General features: G+C 57.1%; 21 protein-coding genes. 13 read left to right on the top strand and 8 right to left on the bottom strand.

Annotation, left to right across the window (positions count from 1 at the left end; genetic code table 11):
- The first annotated feature begins 8 nt into the window (after positions 1 to 8).
- Genes tssF through EV102420_RS16385 form a run of 5 tightly spaced genes read left to right on the top strand, consistent with a single transcriptional unit; the run spans position 9 to position 4,916 of the window.
- Positions 9 to 1,769: a type VI secretion system baseplate subunit TssF gene (tssF, locus tag EV102420_RS16405; RefSeq protein ID WP_042393826.1), complete on the top strand. Its 1,761-nt coding sequence runs from the start codon at positions 9 to 11 to the stop codon at positions 1,767 to 1,769.
- Entirely contained in the window at positions 1,733 to 2,818 is a 1,086-nt protein-coding gene (gene tssG, locus EV102420_RS16400; protein ID WP_042393824.1) for a type VI secretion system baseplate subunit TssG, read from the top strand. Before tssF ends, tssG begins: the two co-directional genes overlap by 37 nt.
- Entirely contained in the window at positions 2,796 to 3,335 is a 540-nt protein-coding gene (gene tssJ, locus EV102420_RS16395) for a type VI secretion system lipoprotein TssJ (RefSeq protein WP_042393823.1), read from the top strand. The genes tssG and tssJ overlap by 23 nt, the downstream gene beginning before the upstream one ends.
- Positions 3,336 to 3,337: 2 nt before the next feature.
- Positions 3,338 to 3,778 carry a type VI secretion system baseplate subunit TssE gene (gene tssE, locus EV102420_RS16390; RefSeq protein ID WP_042393821.1) on the top strand — a complete coding sequence of 147 codons (441 nt, stop codon included), beginning with the start codon at positions 3,338 to 3,340 and terminating at the stop codon, positions 3,776 to 3,778.
- A 52-nt stretch (positions 3,779 to 3,830) separates the two neighbouring features.
- Entirely contained in the window at positions 3,831 to 4,916 is a 1,086-nt protein-coding gene (locus EV102420_RS16385; protein WP_072015287.1) for a VasL domain-containing protein, read from the top strand.
- Here the strand turns inward: EV102420_RS16385 and rnt are convergent.
- From rnt to EV102420_RS16365, 4 genes are all read right to left on the bottom strand, one after another.
- Positions 4,858 to 5,508 (bottom strand): ribonuclease T, encoded by a 651-nt coding sequence (rnt, locus tag EV102420_RS16380; RefSeq protein ID WP_042393813.1) that lies wholly within the window; start codon positions 5,506 to 5,508, stop codon positions 4,858 to 4,860. The two genes, EV102420_RS16385 and rnt, sit on opposite strands and share 59 nt — an antisense overlap.
- A gap of 121 nt (positions 5,509 to 5,629) precedes the next feature.
- The gene (gloA, locus tag EV102420_RS16375; protein ID WP_042393810.1) at positions 5,630 to 6,037 is read right to left on the bottom strand and encodes a lactoylglutathione lyase; all 408 of its coding nucleotides are present in this window, start codon (positions 6,035 to 6,037) and stop codon (positions 5,630 to 5,632) included.
- A gap of 100 nt (positions 6,038 to 6,137) precedes the next feature.
- Entirely contained in the window at positions 6,138 to 7,232 is a 1,095-nt protein-coding gene (locus tag EV102420_RS16370; RefSeq protein ID WP_042393807.1) for an alkene reductase, read from the bottom strand.
- 54 nt (positions 7,233 to 7,286) lie between these two features.
- Entirely contained in the window at positions 7,287 to 7,883 is a 597-nt protein-coding gene (locus EV102420_RS16365; RefSeq protein ID WP_042393804.1) for a TetR/AcrR family transcriptional regulator, read from the bottom strand.
- 99 nt (positions 7,884 to 7,982) lie between these two features.
- Here EV102420_RS16365 and EV102420_RS16360 point away from each other — a divergent pair, with 99 nt between their 5' ends.
- The 3 genes from EV102420_RS16360 (at position 7,983) to sodC (ending at position 9,775) form a co-directional block, all read left to right on the top strand.
- Positions 7,983 to 8,222, top strand: coding sequence for a DUF1289 domain-containing protein (locus tag EV102420_RS16360; protein ID WP_042393803.1), 240 nt, complete (start codon positions 7,983 to 7,985; stop codon positions 8,220 to 8,222).
- Between the two features lie 54 nt (positions 8,223 to 8,276).
- Complete coding sequence (locus EV102420_RS16355) at positions 8,277 to 9,173, top strand: aldo/keto reductase (protein ID WP_042393802.1); 897 nt, start codon at positions 8,277 to 8,279, stop codon at positions 9,171 to 9,173.
- An 80-nt stretch (positions 9,174 to 9,253) separates the two neighbouring features.
- Positions 9,254 to 9,775, top strand: a complete 522-nt coding sequence (gene sodC, locus EV102420_RS16350) for a superoxide dismutase [Cu-Zn] SodC (RefSeq protein ID WP_042393801.1) — start codon at positions 9,254 to 9,256, stop codon at positions 9,773 to 9,775.
- Positions 9,776 to 9,789: 14 nt separating this feature from the next.
- On the opposite strand, the gene EV102420_RS16345 is transcribed toward sodC, so the two are convergent.
- The 3 genes from EV102420_RS16345 to EV102420_RS16335 are packed head-to-tail and all read right to left on the bottom strand — an operon-like array spanning position 9,790 to position 12,901.
- Positions 9,790 to 11,802, bottom strand: a complete 2,013-nt coding sequence (locus tag EV102420_RS16345) for an FUSC family protein (RefSeq protein ID WP_042393799.1) — start codon at positions 11,800 to 11,802, stop codon at positions 9,790 to 9,792.
- Positions 11,802 to 12,662: an efflux RND transporter periplasmic adaptor subunit gene (locus tag EV102420_RS16340; protein ID WP_042393789.1), complete on the bottom strand. Its 861-nt coding sequence runs from the start codon at positions 12,660 to 12,662 to the stop codon at positions 11,802 to 11,804. Before EV102420_RS16340 ends, EV102420_RS16345 begins: the two co-directional genes overlap by 1 nt.
- A gap of 2 nt (positions 12,663 to 12,664) precedes the next feature.
- Positions 12,665 to 12,901, bottom strand: a complete 237-nt coding sequence (locus EV102420_RS16335) for a DUF1656 domain-containing protein (protein ID WP_042393786.1) — start codon at positions 12,899 to 12,901, stop codon at positions 12,665 to 12,667.
- Between the two features lie 191 nt (positions 12,902 to 13,092).
- Here EV102420_RS16335 and slyA point away from each other — a divergent pair, with 191 nt between their 5' ends.
- Entirely contained in the window at positions 13,093 to 13,533 is a 441-nt protein-coding gene (gene slyA, locus EV102420_RS16330) for a transcriptional regulator SlyA (RefSeq protein ID WP_042393785.1), read from the top strand.
- A 96-nt stretch (positions 13,534 to 13,629) separates the two neighbouring features.
- Here the strand turns inward: slyA and slyB are convergent, their stop codons facing one another.
- A complete protein-coding gene (gene slyB / locus EV102420_RS16325; RefSeq protein ID WP_042393782.1) occupies positions 13,630 to 14,097 on the bottom strand; it encodes an outer membrane lipoprotein SlyB in 468 nt (155 codons plus the stop codon).
- A gap of 271 nt (positions 14,098 to 14,368) precedes the next feature.
- On the opposite strand from slyB, the gene anmK reads away from it, so the two are divergent.
- From anmK to tyrS, 4 genes are all read left to right on the top strand, one after another.
- A complete protein-coding gene (gene anmK / locus EV102420_RS16320) occupies positions 14,369 to 15,493 on the top strand; it encodes an anhydro-N-acetylmuramic acid kinase (RefSeq protein WP_042393779.1) in 1,125 nt (374 codons plus the stop codon).
- Positions 15,494 to 15,587: 94 nt separating this feature from the next.
- Positions 15,588 to 15,914: a C-type lysozyme inhibitor gene (gene mliC, locus EV102420_RS16315; RefSeq protein ID WP_042393772.1), complete on the top strand. Its 327-nt coding sequence runs from the start codon at positions 15,588 to 15,590 to the stop codon at positions 15,912 to 15,914.
- A 57-nt stretch (positions 15,915 to 15,971) separates the two neighbouring features.
- Entirely contained in the window at positions 15,972 to 16,643 is a 672-nt protein-coding gene (pdxH, locus tag EV102420_RS16310) for a pyridoxamine 5'-phosphate oxidase (RefSeq protein WP_042393769.1), read from the top strand.
- Between the two features lie 125 nt (positions 16,644 to 16,768).
- Positions 16,769 to 18,043: a tyrosine--tRNA ligase gene (gene tyrS, locus EV102420_RS16305; protein ID WP_042393767.1), complete on the top strand. Its 1,275-nt coding sequence runs from the start codon at positions 16,769 to 16,771 to the stop codon at positions 18,041 to 18,043.
- Positions 18,044 to 18,097: the final 54 nt, after the last annotated feature.

The following is an 18,097-nucleotide window of genomic DNA, read 5'->3' as shown; positions in this document are numbered from 1 at the left end:
GATATGCAATGGACGACTTAACCCTGCGTTATTTTGACGCTGAAATGCGCTATCTGCGCGAAGCGGGTGAGGAGTTTGCCCGCGCCCATCCTGACCGAGCCGCAGCGTTAAACCTCGACAAAGCGGGTGCCCGCGATCCCTATGTGGAACGGCTGTTCGAAGGTTTTGCCTTCCTGATGGGGCGGCTGCGCGAAAAGCTGGACGACGACCTGCCGGAGCTGACTGGCGGGCTGGTCAGCATGATCTGGCCGCACTATCTGCGCACCATTCCCTCCCTCTCCATCGTAGAGTTTTCTACCGACTGGCGGGAGATGAAGGAGCCGGTCACTGTGGCCAAGGGGTTTGAGGTGCGCTCGCAGCCCATCGGTGAAAAGCGAACCCGCTGCCGCTATACCACCACCCAGCCGCTGACCCTGTTGCCGCTGTCGCTTTCTCATGCAGGTATCACCACCGAGCCGGACGGGCGTTCGCTGATCCGCCTGCGTTTTGAGTGCGGACCGCTGGCAGACTGGCGCACTATTGATTTAAGCCGCCTCCCGCTGTACCTGAATGCCGACGCCGCGCTGGCCTGTGCGCTGCACGAAGCGTTCACGCTCAATGTAGCGAAAGTGGGTATCCGCTTTCCCGGCGATATCGACCGCAGGCCGCTGGACGCCCATTTTGCCGTCTGCGGCTTTGGCAAGGACGAGGCGCTGCTGCCGGAAAGTGGTGGCTTTAGCAGCTACCAACTACTGCTGGAGTATTTCACCTTCCGCGAGAAGTTTATGTCTGTGGCACTGCGCGGGCTGGAAAACGTCGTCTTTCCGGAGAACCTCCCCTGGTTTGAAATCGATCTGGTGCTGGATCAAGCGTGGCCCCACGAGTTTTCCTTTTCAGCGAAGCAGATCCGGCTGCACTGCGCCCCGGTGATTAACCTCTTCCCGCTCGAATCTGACCCGCTGCAGCTGGACATGCTCCAGACCGAGTACCTGCTGCGTCCGATGCGCATTCAGGACGGGCATACGGAAATTTACTCTGTAGATTCCGTCACCTCCTCGCGCCACTCCGGACACCAGCTGTATGTGCCGTTCACCAGCTTTCGCCATAAAGGGGGCATGCTGCGCCACGACGCGCCGGAATACTATTACCACACGCGAGTGAAGCGCGGTGCTTCCGGGCTGCACGATACCTGGCTGATCCTCGGTGGGGAGGCGTTCGATAACCACACCGTACCGGAGGACGAAAAACTCTCCCTCAGTCTGACCGGAACGAACGGCCAGCTACCGCGTCGGGCGTTGCAAAGTACGCTGCTGGATACGGTGGTCAAGTCCACCACCTCGCGTATCCAGGTGCGCAATCTCTGTGCGCCCACGCTGCCGTGTTACCCGCCGGATCGGGACCGCTTTCACTGGCGGGTGCTCAGCCATTTGGGCAGCAGCTTTCTGTGGATGATGGATAACGCCGATGTTCTGCGCGGCGCGCTGGCGCTGTATGACTGGACGGATAACGAGATGAATCGCCGCCGTCTGGCGGCCATTGTCGATGTTAAACACGGCGAGGTTGAGCGATTTGAACAGGGGCACTTTATGCGGGGCGTACAGATAGAGGTGACCCTGGACAGCAACGGTTTTGCTGGACACGGCGATATTTGCCTGTTTGGTGAGATGCTCAACCGCTTCTTTGCCCTGTACACCGATATCCACCTCTTTAACCGTTTGATCCTGATACTGCAACCTACCGGAGAACGTCTTGAATGGCAGGAGAACCACAACCGCCGCATTCCCGGTTAAGCCTTAGGCTTGAGCGGGATATCCACCGCATCAACTTCTACCGTTTCTGTCAGCTGCTGGAGAAATCGCGCCCTGAGGCACCCGCGCTCGGTATCACGCTGAGCCCGGCGGACGACCCGGTGCGCTTTCGCCCGCATCCGGGGATGGGCTTCCCGGTCAGCGAGCTAAAGGCAGTGGAATATGATGAGGATAACCCTGACGCGCCGCCGACGGTGCGCACGACCTTTATGGGGCTGTACGGCGTGGATTCGCCGCTGCCCACCGCCTGGCTGGATGACATTGCGCAGCGGCGGGAGGGGCATGAGGCGCAGGAAGCGTTTCTCGATATCTTTAACCACCGCATTCTGACGCAGTTTTACCGTATCTGGCGCAAGTATTCCTACCCGGCAACCTTTGAGGCCGGGGGCAGGGACCGCACCTCCCAGAGTCTGCTGGGGCTGATTGGCCTGGGCATTCCCGGCACGGATAACCATATCGCCACCCCAGTATCGCGTTTTCTGGCGCTCCTTGGCGTGATGCGACTGCCGGGTCGTACCGAAGAGGGGATTCAGGCGCTGGTGCGGCTGCTGGCTCCTCGCACGCAGGTGACCGTCACGCCGCACTCTCCGCGCCCGGTTTACATCGATCGTCCGCTGGGTTTTTACGGCGATGACGATTTCCAGCTCGACGGATATACGGTGCTTGGCGATGAAACGACAGAGATTGGCAGCCAACTGCTGATTGCCCTGTATACCGAAGACCACGCGGAGGCGCAGAGCTGGCTGCCGGCGGGGCAGACCTATGACGATTTTCTGGTGCTGCTGCGGGTCTACCTCGGCTGGCGCTATAGGGCGCTTATCCAGCTGACCGTTCCCACGCAGTTGCTGCCCGCCCCGGTGCTGGGCGAGACGCCCTTTGTCCTCGGCATGACCGGCGTTCTGGGCATGGAGGGCGATGACGTCCCGCCGGATCTGCCTGCCACCTTCACCATCGAGGCGGGGAACTACCGTGGTATGTCACCCGCCGTTACATCACAAGGAAACCGACGTGTTGCGTACTCTGTTGATTAAACGACTCTCTTTGCTGCTGCTGCCACCGTTGCTGGCGGGGTGCGGCCTGACGCAGAGCGTCAGCGACGGCACGGCGTCCGTAGTGAAGTCTGTTTTTTATAAGCAGGTGAAAACCCTGCATCTGGACATCACCGCCCGCCAGGCATTGAATACCGACGGCCAGGAGAATACCTCCCTGTCGGAACCGCTGATGGTGCGGGTCTACCAGCTTAAGGACCGTAAGATCTTTGATAAAACCGTCTACCAGCAGCTGCTGACGCAGGGCGATGAGGCGCCGGGCGCGGATCTGCTTGCCAGCCGCAGTCTGGTGGTGAAGCCAGGGGAGGATGTCAGCCTGGATATGCCGTTGGATGACAAGGCGCAGTTTGTCGCCGTGGTGGCGCTGTTCCGCGCACCGGAGATGGCGAAAAATAGCTGGAAACGGGTGTTGTCTCGCGACGAGCTCGATCCAGACAGGCCCCGCGTGATTGAAGCCGAGCAGAACCGGCTGATCCTGCAACCGTTGAAGGATGATTGACTATGTCGGCACGCCATAGCGCCCCCTCACTCTACGAAATATTCTACGGCAATTTCACCGGCGACCTCGACCTGAACCAGGTCAGTGAGCAGAACCAGACGATCCTGTCAGTGCTGGACAACATGCAGCGTATTCTGAACTGTCGCGCCGGGACGCTGGCGCACCTGCCGGACTACGGTCTGCCGGATATGACCAAAATCCTGCAGGGGATGCCGGGAACCGCACATCAGCTGATGGGAACCCTGTCAGCCGTATTGCTTAACTATGAGCCCCGGCTGAAGAAGATTGAGGTCGTCCTGCTGGACCAGACGATCCCCGGCGAGCTGCGTTATGCCATTGATGCCGAACTCAGAGGTGTCGGACTTGTGCGCTATGGCACCGAGTTTATGCCGGAAGGGCGGGTGCTGATCCGCCACCTGAAGCAACAGAACTATGTCAGTTAAAACACAAGTCAGTTAGAAAATCCCTGTCTGTCAATTCACGGATACATCGATCATGAAACACATAGAACCCCGACATCTCAGGACGGGCGACGATCCGCGTCCGTTCCCTGACTTCATTGCGTTGCGCAATGAAATGAGCAAGCTGACGCATCCGGCCAGGCCGGATATTGACTGGAAGCGGGTAGGGCAGCTCTCCCTCTCCCTGTTTGAAAAAAATGGCGTTGAGTTGCAGACAGCGGCCTGGTATACCCTGGCGCGCAGCCATCTGGCGCGGGTGGCAGGCATGCACGAAGGCGTGAATATCATTGCGGCAATGCTGGGCCATCGGTGGGCTCAGGTCTGGCCTCAGGGCAATCACCCGCGTGCGGACATTCTCTGCGGGCTGTTTCAGCGGCTGCATAAGGTGTTTCGCACCTTTACTCTGAACGCTGAGGATTACCCCCAGCTACGGCAGCTGGAGTCGACGCTGGATACCCTGAGCGACACTCTGGCCCGACAGGCGTTGCAACAGGTAAGCCAGATAGCGCCTCTGCTGCAACAGGTACGCCATGCGTTGATGCACGTAGAGAATGCTTCCGAGCCTCAGCGGGTATATGCCATCCCGCCGGCGCAGGGCGCAAACGTTGAGACGATCCACGCAATAGTACCTACAGAAAAACGTGCCGGTGCTTTCCTGAGCGGGATGCTGACTGCCTTTGTGCTGAGTGCCGTTGGCTTTGCGGGATGGTACTCCCTGGCCCGTCCGGATGCGCTCTCTGCGCTGCCGGACGATCGGGCGCTGAGCAGGACGCCGGATGCGTCGCTTACGGGATGGCATCAGGGGATGCTCACGCTGCAAAACCTGAGTGAGCGGCTCAATGCCCTTGATGGTCAAAAGGGAAAATACCTTACCGTCAGCGAGTTGAAATCACAGGTGTTTGCCGCCACGCTGGCCTTTAACAAGACGGTGCCGGTAGAGGAGCAGCTCCGTCTGATGTCGGAGCAGCAAACGCCTGAAACGATCCCGGAGGCGCAAAAACGTCAGGCCAGGCAGCACTTACAGCAGCTTATTACCGACTATTTCGCCCTAACGCGCGGCGTTACGCCTCGTCAGCAACCATCGGCAGCGGCCAGCCGCCGAGCCGTTTCCAGCGGTTGACGATCTCGCAAAACAGCAGGGCGGTCTGTTCGGTATCGTACAGCGCGGAGTGCGCCTGGGTACTGTCAAACGACAGGCCAGCGGCCGTACAGGCTTTTGACAAAACGGTTTGACCCAGCGCCAGCCCGCTTAAGGCAGCGGTATCGAAGGTTACAAAGGGGTGAAACGGGTTGCGCTTGAGCGCGGCGCGCTCTGCTGCCGCCATCAAAAAGCCGTGATCGAAGGTAGCGTTATGCGCCACCATAATGGCGCGATTGCAGCCGGAATCTTTAATTCCCTTGCGCACCATTTTGAAGATGGCGTGCAACGCATCGTATTCGCTGACCGCCTCGCGTAGCGGATCGTTAGGATCGATACCGTTGAACGCCAATGCCTCGGGGACAAGGTTGGCACCTTCAAAGGGCGCAACCTGGAAGTGCAGGGTGCTGTCCGGCATCAGCCAGCCGTCGCTATCCATCTTTAGCGTTATGGCGGCAATGTCCAGTAGCGCATCGGTTTTGGCATTAAACCCGGCGGTTTCAACATCAATCACGACAGGGTAAAAACCACGGAAACGGTCGCAAAGACCGGTGAGCTGTGCGTTATCGGACATAGGATCTCTTAATACAGGAAAAAGCAGCGCGCATTATGGCAAACTTTAAGTAGGGAGTGTACCTTAAGTGGGGATTGCATAGCGCAGATAAAACAACGGGCGCAGAGTGCGCCCGCAGGGATCAGTTACCCAGGCCGCGGCCCGCGTCTTTCTCTTCGATCAGCTCGATTTTATAACCGTCTGGATCTTCAACAAATGCGATAACGGTGGTGCCGCCCTTAACTGGACCGGCTTCGCGCGTCACGTTGCCGCCGTTCTGACGAATGCGCTCGCAGGCTTCGGCTGCGTTATCCACGCTCAGGGCGATATGACCATAGGCGTTGCCCAGATCGTAGCTATCCACGCCCCAGTTGTAGGTCAGCTCAATCACCGCTTCATCGCTCTCCGGGCCGTAGCCAACGAAGGCCAGCGAGTACTTATACTCGGTGTTTTCGCTGGTGCGCAGCAGCTGCATGCCCAGAACCTTGGTGTAGAACTCAATGGAACGTTGCAGGTCGCCAACGCGCAGCATGGTGTGAAGTAAGCGCATAATATCCTCTTTCGTTTTTTTGCTCAGGCATTTAAGTCATAAAGTCTATTTTAGTATAGCGGCGGATCCCTGCCGCTATCAATGCCAGTGACAGAACCCGTTACAGCGTCGGGTAGTCGGTATAGCCTTCAGCGTCGCCGCCGTAGAAGCTCTCCGGACGCTGCGGGTTCAGCTCGGCTTTACGCTGCAGGCGCTCGACCAGATCCGGGTTAGCGATGTAGTCGCGACCAAAGGCCACTGCATCGATCAACCCTTTGGCAATCAGGTTTTCTGCTTTTTCAGGCGTGTAAGCACCGGCACCAACGATAGGGCCGTGGAAACGGGCACGCACTTTTTCACGGAACGCATCGGTGTAAGGCTGGCCACCGGCCCAGTCCGGCTCGGAGAGGTGCAGGTAGGCAATGCCGCGCTTAGCTAACTCTTCGATCAGGTAGAGCGCATCGGCCTCTTCGTTATCGCCATTGTCAGTGTTCTGGAACGTACCGATCGGGGAGAGACGGATGCCGATACGCTCCGCGCTCCACTCTTTGCTTACGGCGTCGACCACTTCCAGCACCAGGCGGGCGCGGTTCTCAACGCTGCCGCCGTATTCGTCGGTACGGTGGTTGGCAGACGGAGAGAGGAACTGGTGCAGGAGGTAGCCGTGGGCGGAGTGCAACTCGACCAGGTCAAATCCAGCTTCGCGTGCGTTAGCAACGGCATGGCGGAAGTCGTCAACGATACCCGGGATCTCGCTGATATCCAGCGCGCGCGGCGTAGAGGTATCGACGCGAATAGCGTTACCGTTTTCGTCACGCAGCGAGGTGCGGGTCCCGGCGTTAATGGCCGACGGGGCCACCGGCGCGTTGCCGCCCGGCTGGATGCTGGCGTGGGAGATACGGCCGGTATGCCAGAGCTGCACGGCCATGTGGCCATTTTCAGCGTGAACGCCGTCGGTGATCTTTTTCCATGCCGCTACCTGCTCAGGGCTGTGCAGGCCAGGGGCACCGGCATAGCCTTTCGCCTGGGCAGAGATCTGCGTTGCCTCGCTGATGATTAACCCGGCGCTGGCGCGCTGACGGTAGTATTCACCCATCAGCGGAGTAGGGATATCGCCTGGCTCAATGCTGCGCAGACGCGTCAGCGGTGCCATAAAAACGCGGTTCGCCGCAGTAATCGCACCCACTTTCAGCGGGGTAAACAGTTTGTTCGACATAACATCTCCTGAATAGACCGGTCGACTAGTTAAAGGTCAAATAAAACGCCTGTATTACTCAGGCGTGATAAGTATTGTTTTAGCATGTGCCACCGCACTCTCCAGCGGTAGGGCACTGCGGGAAATCTTAGCCTGCAAATTGGCACCCAGCCACAGGGCATAGAGCACCTGCCCTTGGGTCAGGGCATCGCCTTCAAACGCCAGGCAGCGGGAACGACGTCCGTTCTCCAGCGCCTCGGCCAGCAGCGCGATGACGCGACTTGCGCCTCTGTCCATGGCGCTGCGCATATCCTCAGAGAGATCGCACACCTCAGCCGAAAGCTTCACCGTCAGGCAGCCGCTAATAATGCCCTTCTGCGAGAACTGATTCAGCGTCTGCTGGAAATAGGCGATCAGCCGATCGCGGTAGTTACCGCTGCCGTGAGCAAAGTGGTGCGCCAGCCGCTGGTGGTAGCCGACATAGTGACGCTCAAGCATGGCCACGCCGAACGCCTCTTTCGAGCGAAAATAGTGATAAAACGAGCCCTTCGGCACTTCTGCCGTTTTTAATAGCTCGCTGAGACCCATGCCGGTGAACCCGCGATGCATGCAGAGCTGCTCGCCGGTTGCCAGTAGGTGTTCACGGGTATCGTGTTCGGTATCTCTGTTCATAAGATCACTCTAATAGACCATTCGGTCTAATGCAAGGGTTGCTTTCTGGCCCGGGGGCGTCTTCAATAGTTGTTATCGATCGTTAACAGGAGGAAGGACGTGCCGGAACAGCTGGAGTTTTTCCCCATTGTAAGCCCATGCCGGGGAATTTGTCAGACCGATGAGCAGGGCTACTGCCGGGGCTGCCTGCGCAGCCGGGATGAGCGCTTTAACTGGCAGCGCATGAGCGATAGCGAAAAGCAGAACGTTTTACGTCTCTGCCATCAGCGAGCCCTGCGTAAAAAGCGTGCGGGTAGCCAACCGGCAGGCGAAGAACCGCAGCAGCCCTCACTGTTTTAAGGGCCGATTTCCGTATACTCTGTGCCTATCTCTTTACAAAGAAAGGAAGCGGTTATGGTTCAGCGTATTACCCTCGCGCCCCAGGGGCCAGAGTTCTCCCGATTTGTCATGGGCTACTGGCGTCTGATGGAGTGGAACATGTCCCCCCGCCAGCTGGTCAGCTTTATTGAAGCGCATCTGGATCTGGGCGTCACCACGGTCGATCACGCCGATATCTACGGCGGCTATCAGTGCGAGGCCGCCTTTGGCGAAGCGCTTAAGCTGGCTCCCCACCTGCGTGAGCGTATGGAAGTGGTCTCTAAGTGCGGCATTGCCACAACCGCGCGTCCAGAGCACGTTATCGGCCACTACATCACCGATAAACAGCACATTATTCGCAGCGCCGAGCACTCTCTGGCGAACCTGGCGACCGATCGCCTCGATCTGCTCCTTATCCACCGTCCCGATCCGCTGATGGATGCCGACGACATTGCCGAGGCGTTTCTTCAGCTCCACCAGAGCGGTAAGGTGCGCCACTTCGGCGTCTCTAACTTTACGCCAGCACAGTTTGCGCTGTTGCAGTCGCGTCTGCCGTTCACCCTCGCGACTAATCAGGTTGAGATCTCCCCGGTGCATCAGCCGCTGCTGCTTGACGGCACGCTCGACCAGCTTCAGCAGCTGCGCATTCGCCCGATGGCATGGTCCTGCCTCGGCGGTGGGCGGTTGTTTAGCGATGAGGCTTTCCAGCCACTGCGCGACGAGCTGGCTCAGGTTGCTCAGGAGATCAGTGCTGAAACCATTGAACAGGTGGTTTATGCCTGGGTGATGGCGCTGCCGTCGAAGCCGCTGCCGATTATCGGCTCCGGCAAAATCGAGCGCGTGCGTGCGGCCATTGCCGCTGAAGCGCTCACGCTTTCCCGCCAACAATGGTTCCGCATCCGCAAAGCCGCGCTTGGGTACGACGTACCCTGATAGCTGATTATCTGATTCTCCGGTGGTATCTGCATCTCTGGTTTAAACTTCAGGGATAACAGCCAATAACCGGAGATCATATGAAGCGATTAAGCCTGGCCGTATTAACACTGTTAGCCTGCACCGGTGCGCAGGCTGCCAGTGAAGAGGTTGAAATGAACCTTGTCACTTCTCAGGGCGTGGGTCAGTCCATCGGGACGGTGAAGATCACTGAAACGGATAAGGGGCTGGAATTTGCGCCCGATCTGAAAGCGCTTCCCCCTGGCGATCACGGTTTTCATGTTCACGCTAAGGGAACCTGTGAGCCTGCCATGAAGGACGGCAAAGCCTCGGCGGCTGAAGCAGCCGGTGGGCACCTCGATCCGCACACCACGGGCAAACATGAAGGGCCAGAGGGCGCAGGCCATACGGGGGATCTGCCGGTGCTTCAGGTCAATAACGACGGCAAAGCCACCCAGCCCGTGGTTTCTCCGCGTCTGAAAAAGCTGGATGAGGTGAAAAACAGATCCCTGATGATCCACGTCGGGGGCGACAACTACGCCGACAAACCAGAGCCGTTAGGCGGCGGTGGAGCACGCTACGCCTGTGGCGTGATTCACTAACTGTTATTAATTCATTACGTTAGCATCCCCGGCGGTGGCGCTTGTACAAGCTGCGACAGTGAGATCTGTAGCCGCCAAACAAGCGCCGCCAGCTCGCGGGCGGCGGGCTGATGGTGATGCGATAAGGTGTCGCAGATACGCTGTAGCTGCTGCAACGTATTGGCCAATTGACGTTGGTTGACTCCCCGCTCGCTCATCACGTTGCGTAAATGAGCTATGCAAATGTCTCTGACCCGGGAAAGGGGATCGGAGCGGGTTTCCCACTCACGAAGCTGCCAGACCACATGCGAGCAGTTGAGCAGTACCACTCCCCAACGTAATAGCCAGCGGCGCGCGAGCGCATCCTGACTATTACTCAGCTGGCTAATGTGATGATAGGCCAGCGATTCAAACTCATATTCGCTATACGATGGGCGCTGGCTGAGCTGATCGACGAAGTCACGGCGCAGAGCACGTATGCGGCGGCGGCTTTTACGGGCGTCCGAGCCGGGGCGCAGAATAGCGAACGCCAGCCACGAAAGCGCCACCCCGACAATTTTTGCCGAGTTATCATTAAGAAAATCGGCAAAGTCATATACGGGCGGGTTGGTCACGGCGATAAACGATCCCATAAAAACAATCAGCTGCCCCCACAACCCCGCCAGCTTCGTCATTTGCAGCTTTAGTAACTGCATGGTAGTCAGCAGGGGAAAAAGAAACAGCAAAAATTGCCAGAGGTCGGTTATTTGCACCATCAGGCCAAACTTCACCACAAAGCTGAACAATGAGAGCAGCACGAGGGTACGCATCAGTAAGGTGAGCGATTTAAACGGGGTAGCGACGATGGAGTAGAGCACGCAGCTTATCGCCGCCAGCGATAGCGCACTCGCACCGGACTCCCACTGGGTGCCAATACTCCATGCACCCACCATCATTAATGTGCAGAAGGTCCGCGTACCGCTCCATAAGGCTTCCATACTATCGGTATGACGCGCCAGGCCTGAGCGACGACTGGCGGTTTGCAACGAGACGGGCGCGCCGTTTTCCAGTGCGCGCAGCCAGCGACTACTTTGCAGATAGAGCGCGCAGAAATAGCGTAGCCGTTGCCAGAAGGCGAAGTGGTGATAGTCGCTATCATCGTAGGGACGTAGCGGGGCGATAATGCGTGCGATGTGATAAGCGTCCGTACCGGGACTGGCCAGCGCAGAGAGCAGCTGTTCTATGATCTCACGGGCTTGCGCAGGCGGGTTGGGCCAGTTCAGCAGCAGGCGCCGAAGGCTGGAGATAACGCTGGTCAGCCGCAGCTGGTGGTGCAGCAGCGCGTTGAGCAGGGCATTCTGGCGACGAAAGCGGTAATGACTCCAGAACGCCTGAATGCGTAGCAGATTCATCGTCAGGATCTGGTTGATGACCCCTTCATGCGCGGACCGTATGGCATCGTTGGTTTCAGGCTGCCAGAGCAGACTGGCGTGTTCCAGCAAGCGTGCATGCATGTTTTTCAACGCGGTGAGCAGGGTGGTGCCATCCGAGGTGCTGGGCAGGATCATCATCATCACTCCGCCGCAAAGTATACCGAGCACGACCTCACAAACGCGGGCTTGAGCAATATCCCACAGCTGGACGGTATCAATGAGATTAACGGTCGGGAAGGCAATAATGGCGGCGGTATAGCCCGACAGTTGAAAAGCATAAGCGACGTTATTGGTAAAGTAGGCGCAGGCCCAGGTACACAGGCCGAGCCAGGCCGCCATGCTGACTAAGAAGAGCCACGGCTCATTTAAGGTATGACCTGCAATGATCAACGCCGCCGTAGCGCCCAGCAGGCTGCCGGCAATACGGCCAAGACTCTTGCTGATGACGCCGCCCACCGTTGGAAAGCTCACCACGGCAGCGGAGGTCATTGCCCAGTAGGGCTCATCCAGGTTAAAGCAGTAGGCAAGCGTTAGGGCAAGGCACATGGCAATGGCGTTACGTAATGCATATCGCCATTGCCCGGCTGTCGCCTTAAACCAGGGCGTATTACGCCATCCCAACGACGAAACATTCATTAGCGCTGACCAATCGCAACGCTGCAGGTCGTACCGGAAATTAGCGTGACATCCCGAGGAAGCGAGTCGAACGCTATTCGCACCGGCACGCGCTGCGCCAGGCGTACCCAGGGAACATTGGGCTTAATGTCGGGTACCAGGCCCGAATCGCTCTCTACGCTTTGATCGTAGATGGCGCGACCAATGCTGGAGACGTGACCCTGTAACTTTACGTTACCGCTGTATAGCGTAATAACGGCCGGTGCACCTTCACGAATATGGCGCAGCTTTGTCTCTTCAAAATAACCCATTACATAAAAAGAGTGGCTGTCGACGAGGGCGAACAACGGCTGGCCTGTGGTGGCGTAGTCCCCTGTACGGGTTGAAAGATTGGTTACCCAGCCTGCCACCGGGGCGCGAACGTCAGTCTGCGCAAGCTGCCACTGTGCGTTTTTTAACGCCGCCTCGGCTGCCTCAACGGTGGCCTGAGCCGCTTTTACATTCAGATTCGCGGTATCCATATCCTCCGCGGAGATATAGTTGCGCGACAAATGCTGGCGGCGCTTGGCTTCGTTAGTGGCTTTTGCGAGGTCCGATCGCGCTTTAGCCAGCTCGGCTTGCGCATTAAGTACCGCTATGTTAAAAGGCGTTCTATCTATACTCAGCAGCAGATCGCCAGCGTTGACGAACTGATTATCTTTAATCGTGAGCTGGGTAATGCTGCCGGAAACCTGGGGCGTAATGCTCACCTGCTCCGCGCGAACTTTGCCGTCGCGAGTCCATGGGGACTGCATGTAGTAGTTCCACAACCACCATCCTGCCAGCACCGCGACGACGGCGATCGCAATGGTTGAAAAATATTTAATTGTTTTTAGCGACATACTCACCACGCAACCAGAAATACGAAACTTAGGCAGACGCAAAGGGTAAAGATCGACAGATCCATCAGCAGGGGATGCCATATTTCCCCCGAATAGATCCAGTCGCGCAACAGACGATGCGCCACAAGCCAGATAATGAATCCGCAGGCGAACGCCTTGAAAAATGGGGGGAAATAGAGAGATGCGCCGATCACCAGATCCTGTAAGGGCAATCCTGTTGCATTAAGCGTAAGCGTCACAAATCGTAATCCTTTGCATTAACTATCATTGTTTATAGGTTTAGCAAAAACCTCGGCAACGCACTCCTTTTCTGCTCTAAGCTGATCGCGTCAGCTATAAGGAAAACCGGCAATACGTTTGTTTTGAAAATATAAATATTGCACACTATTCTAAAATCAGCATAATAACTTAGCAAGCTAATTATAAGGAGATGAAATTGGAATCGCCATTGGGTTCTGATCTAGCACGTTTAGTACGTATCTGGCGTGCACTGATTGACCATCGCCTAAAACCTCTGGAATTGACGCAGACTCACTGGGTAACGCTGCATAATATTCATCAGTTGCCGCCCGAACAGTCGCAAATTCAACTGGCAAAAGCGATCGGCATTGAACAGCCGTCGCTGGTGCGTACGCTGGATCAGCTGGAAGAGAAGGGGCTTATCTCCCGTCAAACCTGTGCCAGCGATCGGCGTGCAAAACGTATCAAGCTCACCGAGAAGGCCGCTCCGATCATTGATGAGATGGAGTCCGTCATCAACAAAACCCGGGGGGAGATCCTCGCGGGTATCTCTGCCAGCGAGCTGGAGCAGCTCATCAGCCTGGTGGGTCGCCTTGAGCATAATATTATTGAATTACAATCGCGTGACTGACGCTGACAAGGGCCTTGCGAAAGCAGGGCTTTTTTTATGGCGGGACGTTTTGGATAGCAAGAAAAAGGGCCGCTGTAGCGGCCCCTGTAAGAAGACTTAGCGTGGAGAGACGGTGACCTGGCTGCCGTTGCTGGCCATAACCACACGCTGACCAGCCGCGAAGCGGGTATTACCCTGTTTCTGCACCACCATAATGGTATTGCCGTCGTCTTTGCGGATCTCCAGCTCTACACCCTGGCTTTTATTCACCGCGCCCTGTACGCCCTGACCGGCCACGCCACCTGCTACGGCACCTGCGGCAGTAGCCAGCGATCGGCCCGCGCCACCGCCCACGGTGTTACCAAGGAAACCACCCAGTACCGCACCGCCCAGCGCACCAATCACGTTATTGTCATCGCCGCCCTGAATCTGCACCTGACGCACGTTGACAATGGTTCCGTAAGTGACATTTTGCACCTGTTTAGCTTCGGATGCGCTGTAAACGTCGCCTGAAAGGGTGCTGTCATTCGCACAGCCCGCCAGAGTGAAACCAATCAGGGAAACTGCCAGTGTACGTAAAATCATCTATGAATCTCCTGTTCACCTAAAACGCTCGGACGAGCATCCGTCATCTTTAAATTATATGGCATTTAAAGATAACAGGTCACACCTTCCGCCAAAACAATGCGAAAATAGTACGGTTGCAGAGCTTAACTTTACTTAAACAAGCCAAAAATGGACAACCTAACCGGTACAAATTCGGACTGAAAAAACAAAATAGCACTACACATATCCTGGGCAACCGCTTTAAGGTGGTGTAGTGAACTAAAGCCACGCAGACAGATAAGGACGGCATATGAAATCGGGTCGCTATATTGGCGTCATGTCAGGCACCAGCCTGGATGGGGTAGATGTTGTCCTCGCGGCAATTGACGATCGCATGGTGGCGCAGCAGGCAAGCCTGAGCTGGCCTATTCCCGTGTCGCTGAAAGAGGCCATTCTCGCTATCTGCCAGGGCCAGCAGCTGACCCTCTCTCAGCTGGGGCAGCTGGACAGCCGGCTGGGCAAACTGTTTGCCGATGCCGTGCTGGCGCTGCTAAAGCAGGAGAACCTGCGACCGCAGGAGATTGTCGCCATCGGCTGCCACGGCCAAACTGTCTGGCATGAGCCCTTGGGCGATGCGCCGCATACGCTACAGATTGGCGACAACAACCAGATCGTCGCCCGCACGGGCATTACGGTGGTAGGCGATTTCCGCCGCCGGGATATCGCCCTCGGCGGGCAGGGCGCACCGCTGGTGCCTGCGTTCCATCAGGCGCTGCTGGCGCATCCGGTAGAGCGGCGCATGGTGCTCAACATTGGCGGCATTGCCAACCTCTCTCTGCTCTTTCCTGGCCAGCCGGTCAGAGGCTACGACACCGGTCCGGGCAATATGCTGATGGACGCGTGGATCTGGCGGCAGAAGGGCCAGCCCTACGATAAGGACGCCCGGTGGGCAAAAGCCGGTAACGTTATCCGGCCGCTGCTGCAGCAGATGCTTAGCGATCCGTGGTTTGCCCGCCCCGCACCGAAAAGCACCGGACGGGAGTACTTTAACTACGGCTGGCTGGAGCGTCAGCTCGCCCATTTCCCCGGACTCTCAGGCAGCGATGTGCAGGCGACCCTGGCAGAGCTGACGGCGGTCAGCATTGCTGAGCAGGTGCTGTTGAGCGGCGGCTGCGAGCGTCTGATGATTTGCGGCGGCGGGGGACGAAATCCGCTGGTGATGGCGCGGCTCGCCAGCCTGCTGCCGGGCATTGAGGTCGGCACCACCGATGAGGCGGGCATCAGCGGGGACGATATGGAAGCGCTGGCCTTCGCCTGGCTGGCGTGGCGCACCATTGCCGGTCTGCCCGGCAATCTCCCCTCCGTGACGGGAGCCTCGCAGCCCAGCGTGCTCGGGGCTATCTTTCCCGCGAATCCACGACATAATCAGACATAACCTAAATTCTGTTTTGTAACGAGACGTTAGACTGAAACAAAACAGGGGCAGAGCCGTGATACGATCTGCCCCGGGATATGTTTTAGGACGGATCATGAAAAGATTATTGATTGCTTTATTACCCGTGATGCTTGCCGGATGTACGACCTATAACCAGTTTATGGAGCGTATGCACACCGACACGCTGGCCTATCAGTGCGATGATGAAAAACCGCTGACGGTTAAGCTCAACCAGACGCGTCAAGAGGTCAGCTTCACGCTAGAAGATACGCCGCTAACGTTACAGCAGGGTCTTTCCGCCTCTGGCGCGCGCTATACCGACGGGATCTACGTCTTCTGGTCTAAAGGGGATAACGCCACGGTTTACAAGCACGATCGCATTATCTTGAATAACTGCCAGCTACAAACCCCGCAGCGTTGAGATTTTTACCCAGGCGGCGCACAATAGCGCCACCTGAACATTCACGTAGCGAACGCCATGTCAGACAACCACGATGCAAATAACAGCGATCTGCAGCACATTGCGCACCTGCGCCGCGAGTACATCAAAGGCGGCCTGCGCCGCGCCGATCTTCCTGCTCAACCGCTAGACCTCTTTGAACGCTGGCTCGCCCAGGCCTGCGAGGCCCGTCTTGCCGATCCCACGGCGATGGTCGTGGCGACGGTGGATGAGAAAGGCCAGCCTTATCAGCGTATCGTTCTGCTCAAACACTATGATGAAAAGGGGCTGGTGTTCTATACCAACCTCGGTAGCCGCAAGGCGCATCATATTGAAAATAACCCGCAGCTCAGCCTGCTGTTTCCCTGGCACATGCTGGAGCGCCAGGTGATGGTCATTGGCAAAGCAGAGCGTCTTTCGACGCTGGAAGTGGTGAAGTATTTCCACAGCCGCCCACGCGACAGCCAGATCGGCGCATGGGTCTCGCAGCAGTCCAGCCGCATCTCCGCCCGTGGCGTCCTTGAAAGCAAGTTCCTTGAGCTTAAGCAGAAGTTTCAGCAGGGCGAAGTGCCATTGCCGAGCTTTTGGGGTGGATTCCGCGTCAGCATCGAGCAGATGGAGTTCTGGCAGGGGGGGCAACACCGCCTTCACGATCGTTTTTTATACCAGCGTGAAAATAGCGGCTGGAAAATCGATCGTCTCGCGCCTTAATGGCTGAAAAATGTTGATTTAAGCGCTGGTACTCCGGGTTCCAGCGCTTTATTCTATCCCTCTTTCGTAACGAGCGAAAAGTCGTGTACCGGCAGAGGTGCAGCGTTAGATACATGGAGAATTTGATGGCAAGCGGTAACTTGATTAAACAATTGCAAGAGCGGGGCCTCGTGGCCCAGGTGACGGACGAAAATGCGTTAGCAGAGCGACTGGCGCAAGGCCCGATCGCGCTCTATTGCGGCTTCGATCCCACCGCCGACAGCTTGCATTTGGGGCATCTGGTTCCATTGTTATGCCTGAAACGCTTCCAGCAGGCAGGCCACAAGCCTGTGGCGCTGGTGGGTGGCGCAACGGGCCTGATTGGCGATCCGAGCTTCAAAGCCGCCGAGCGTAAACTTAACACGGAAGACACTGTCCAGGAGTGGGTAGATAAGATCCGCAAACAGGTTGCGCCTTTCCTCGACTTTGACTGCGGTGACAACTCCGCCATTGCGGCAAACAACTACGACTGGTTTGGCGGCATGAACGTGCTGACCTTCCTGCGCGATATCGGGAAGCACTTCTCTGTCAACCAGATGATCAACAAAGAGGCGGTAAAGCAGCGTCTTAACCGTGACGATCAGGGCATCTCTTTTACCGAGTTCTCCTATAACCTGCTGCAGGGCTACGATTTTGCCTGCCTGAACGAGCTGCACGGCGTGGCGCTGCAGATTGGTGGCTCCGATCAGTGGGGTAACATCACCTCCGGTATCGACCTGACCCGCCGTCTGCATCAGAACCAGGTCTTCGGCCTGACCGTTCCGCTGATCACCAAAGCCGACGGCACCAAGTTTGGTAAAACCGAGGGTGGCGCGGTCTGGCTCGATCCGAAGAAAACCAGCCCGTATAAGTTCTACCAGTTCTGGATCAACACCGCCGATGCCGACGTCTACCGCTTCCTGAAGTTCTTTACCTTTATGGATATCGCGGAGATCAACGCCCTGGAAGAGGAAGACAAGAACAGCGGTAAAGCACCGCGCGCCCAGTATGTGCTGGCCGAGCAGGTGACCCGTCTGGTACACGGCGAAGAGGGACTGGAAGCGGCGAAACGCATCACCGCCAGCCTGTTCAACGGTACCCTGAGCGATCTGAGCGAAGCTGACTTCGAGCAGCTGGCCCAGGACGGCGTCCCAATGGTTGAAATGGAGAAGGGCGCGGATCTGATGCAGGCGCTGGTAGATTCCGATCTTCAGCCGTCTCGTGGTCAGGCACGCAAGACCATCGCCTCTAACGCCGTCACCATCAATGGTGAAAAACAGTCCGACGCGGAATACACCTTTACCGACAGCGATCGTCTGTTTGGTCGCTATACGCTGCTGCGTCGTGGTAAGAAAAATTACTGTCTGATCTGCTGGAAGTAATGCACTAAGCACAGGGAGTGAGAAATCACTCCCTTATTTTTATGTCCGGGTAAG

The sequence above is a fragment of the Pseudescherichia vulneris NBRC 102420 genome, from assembly GCF_000759795.1.
In the GTDB taxonomy this organism is placed as follows: Bacteria; Pseudomonadota; Gammaproteobacteria; order Enterobacterales; family Enterobacteriaceae; genus Pseudescherichia; species Pseudescherichia vulneris.
Note: the sequence above shows the minus strand (reverse complement) of the source record. Positions and strands in the feature narration are given on the sequence as shown.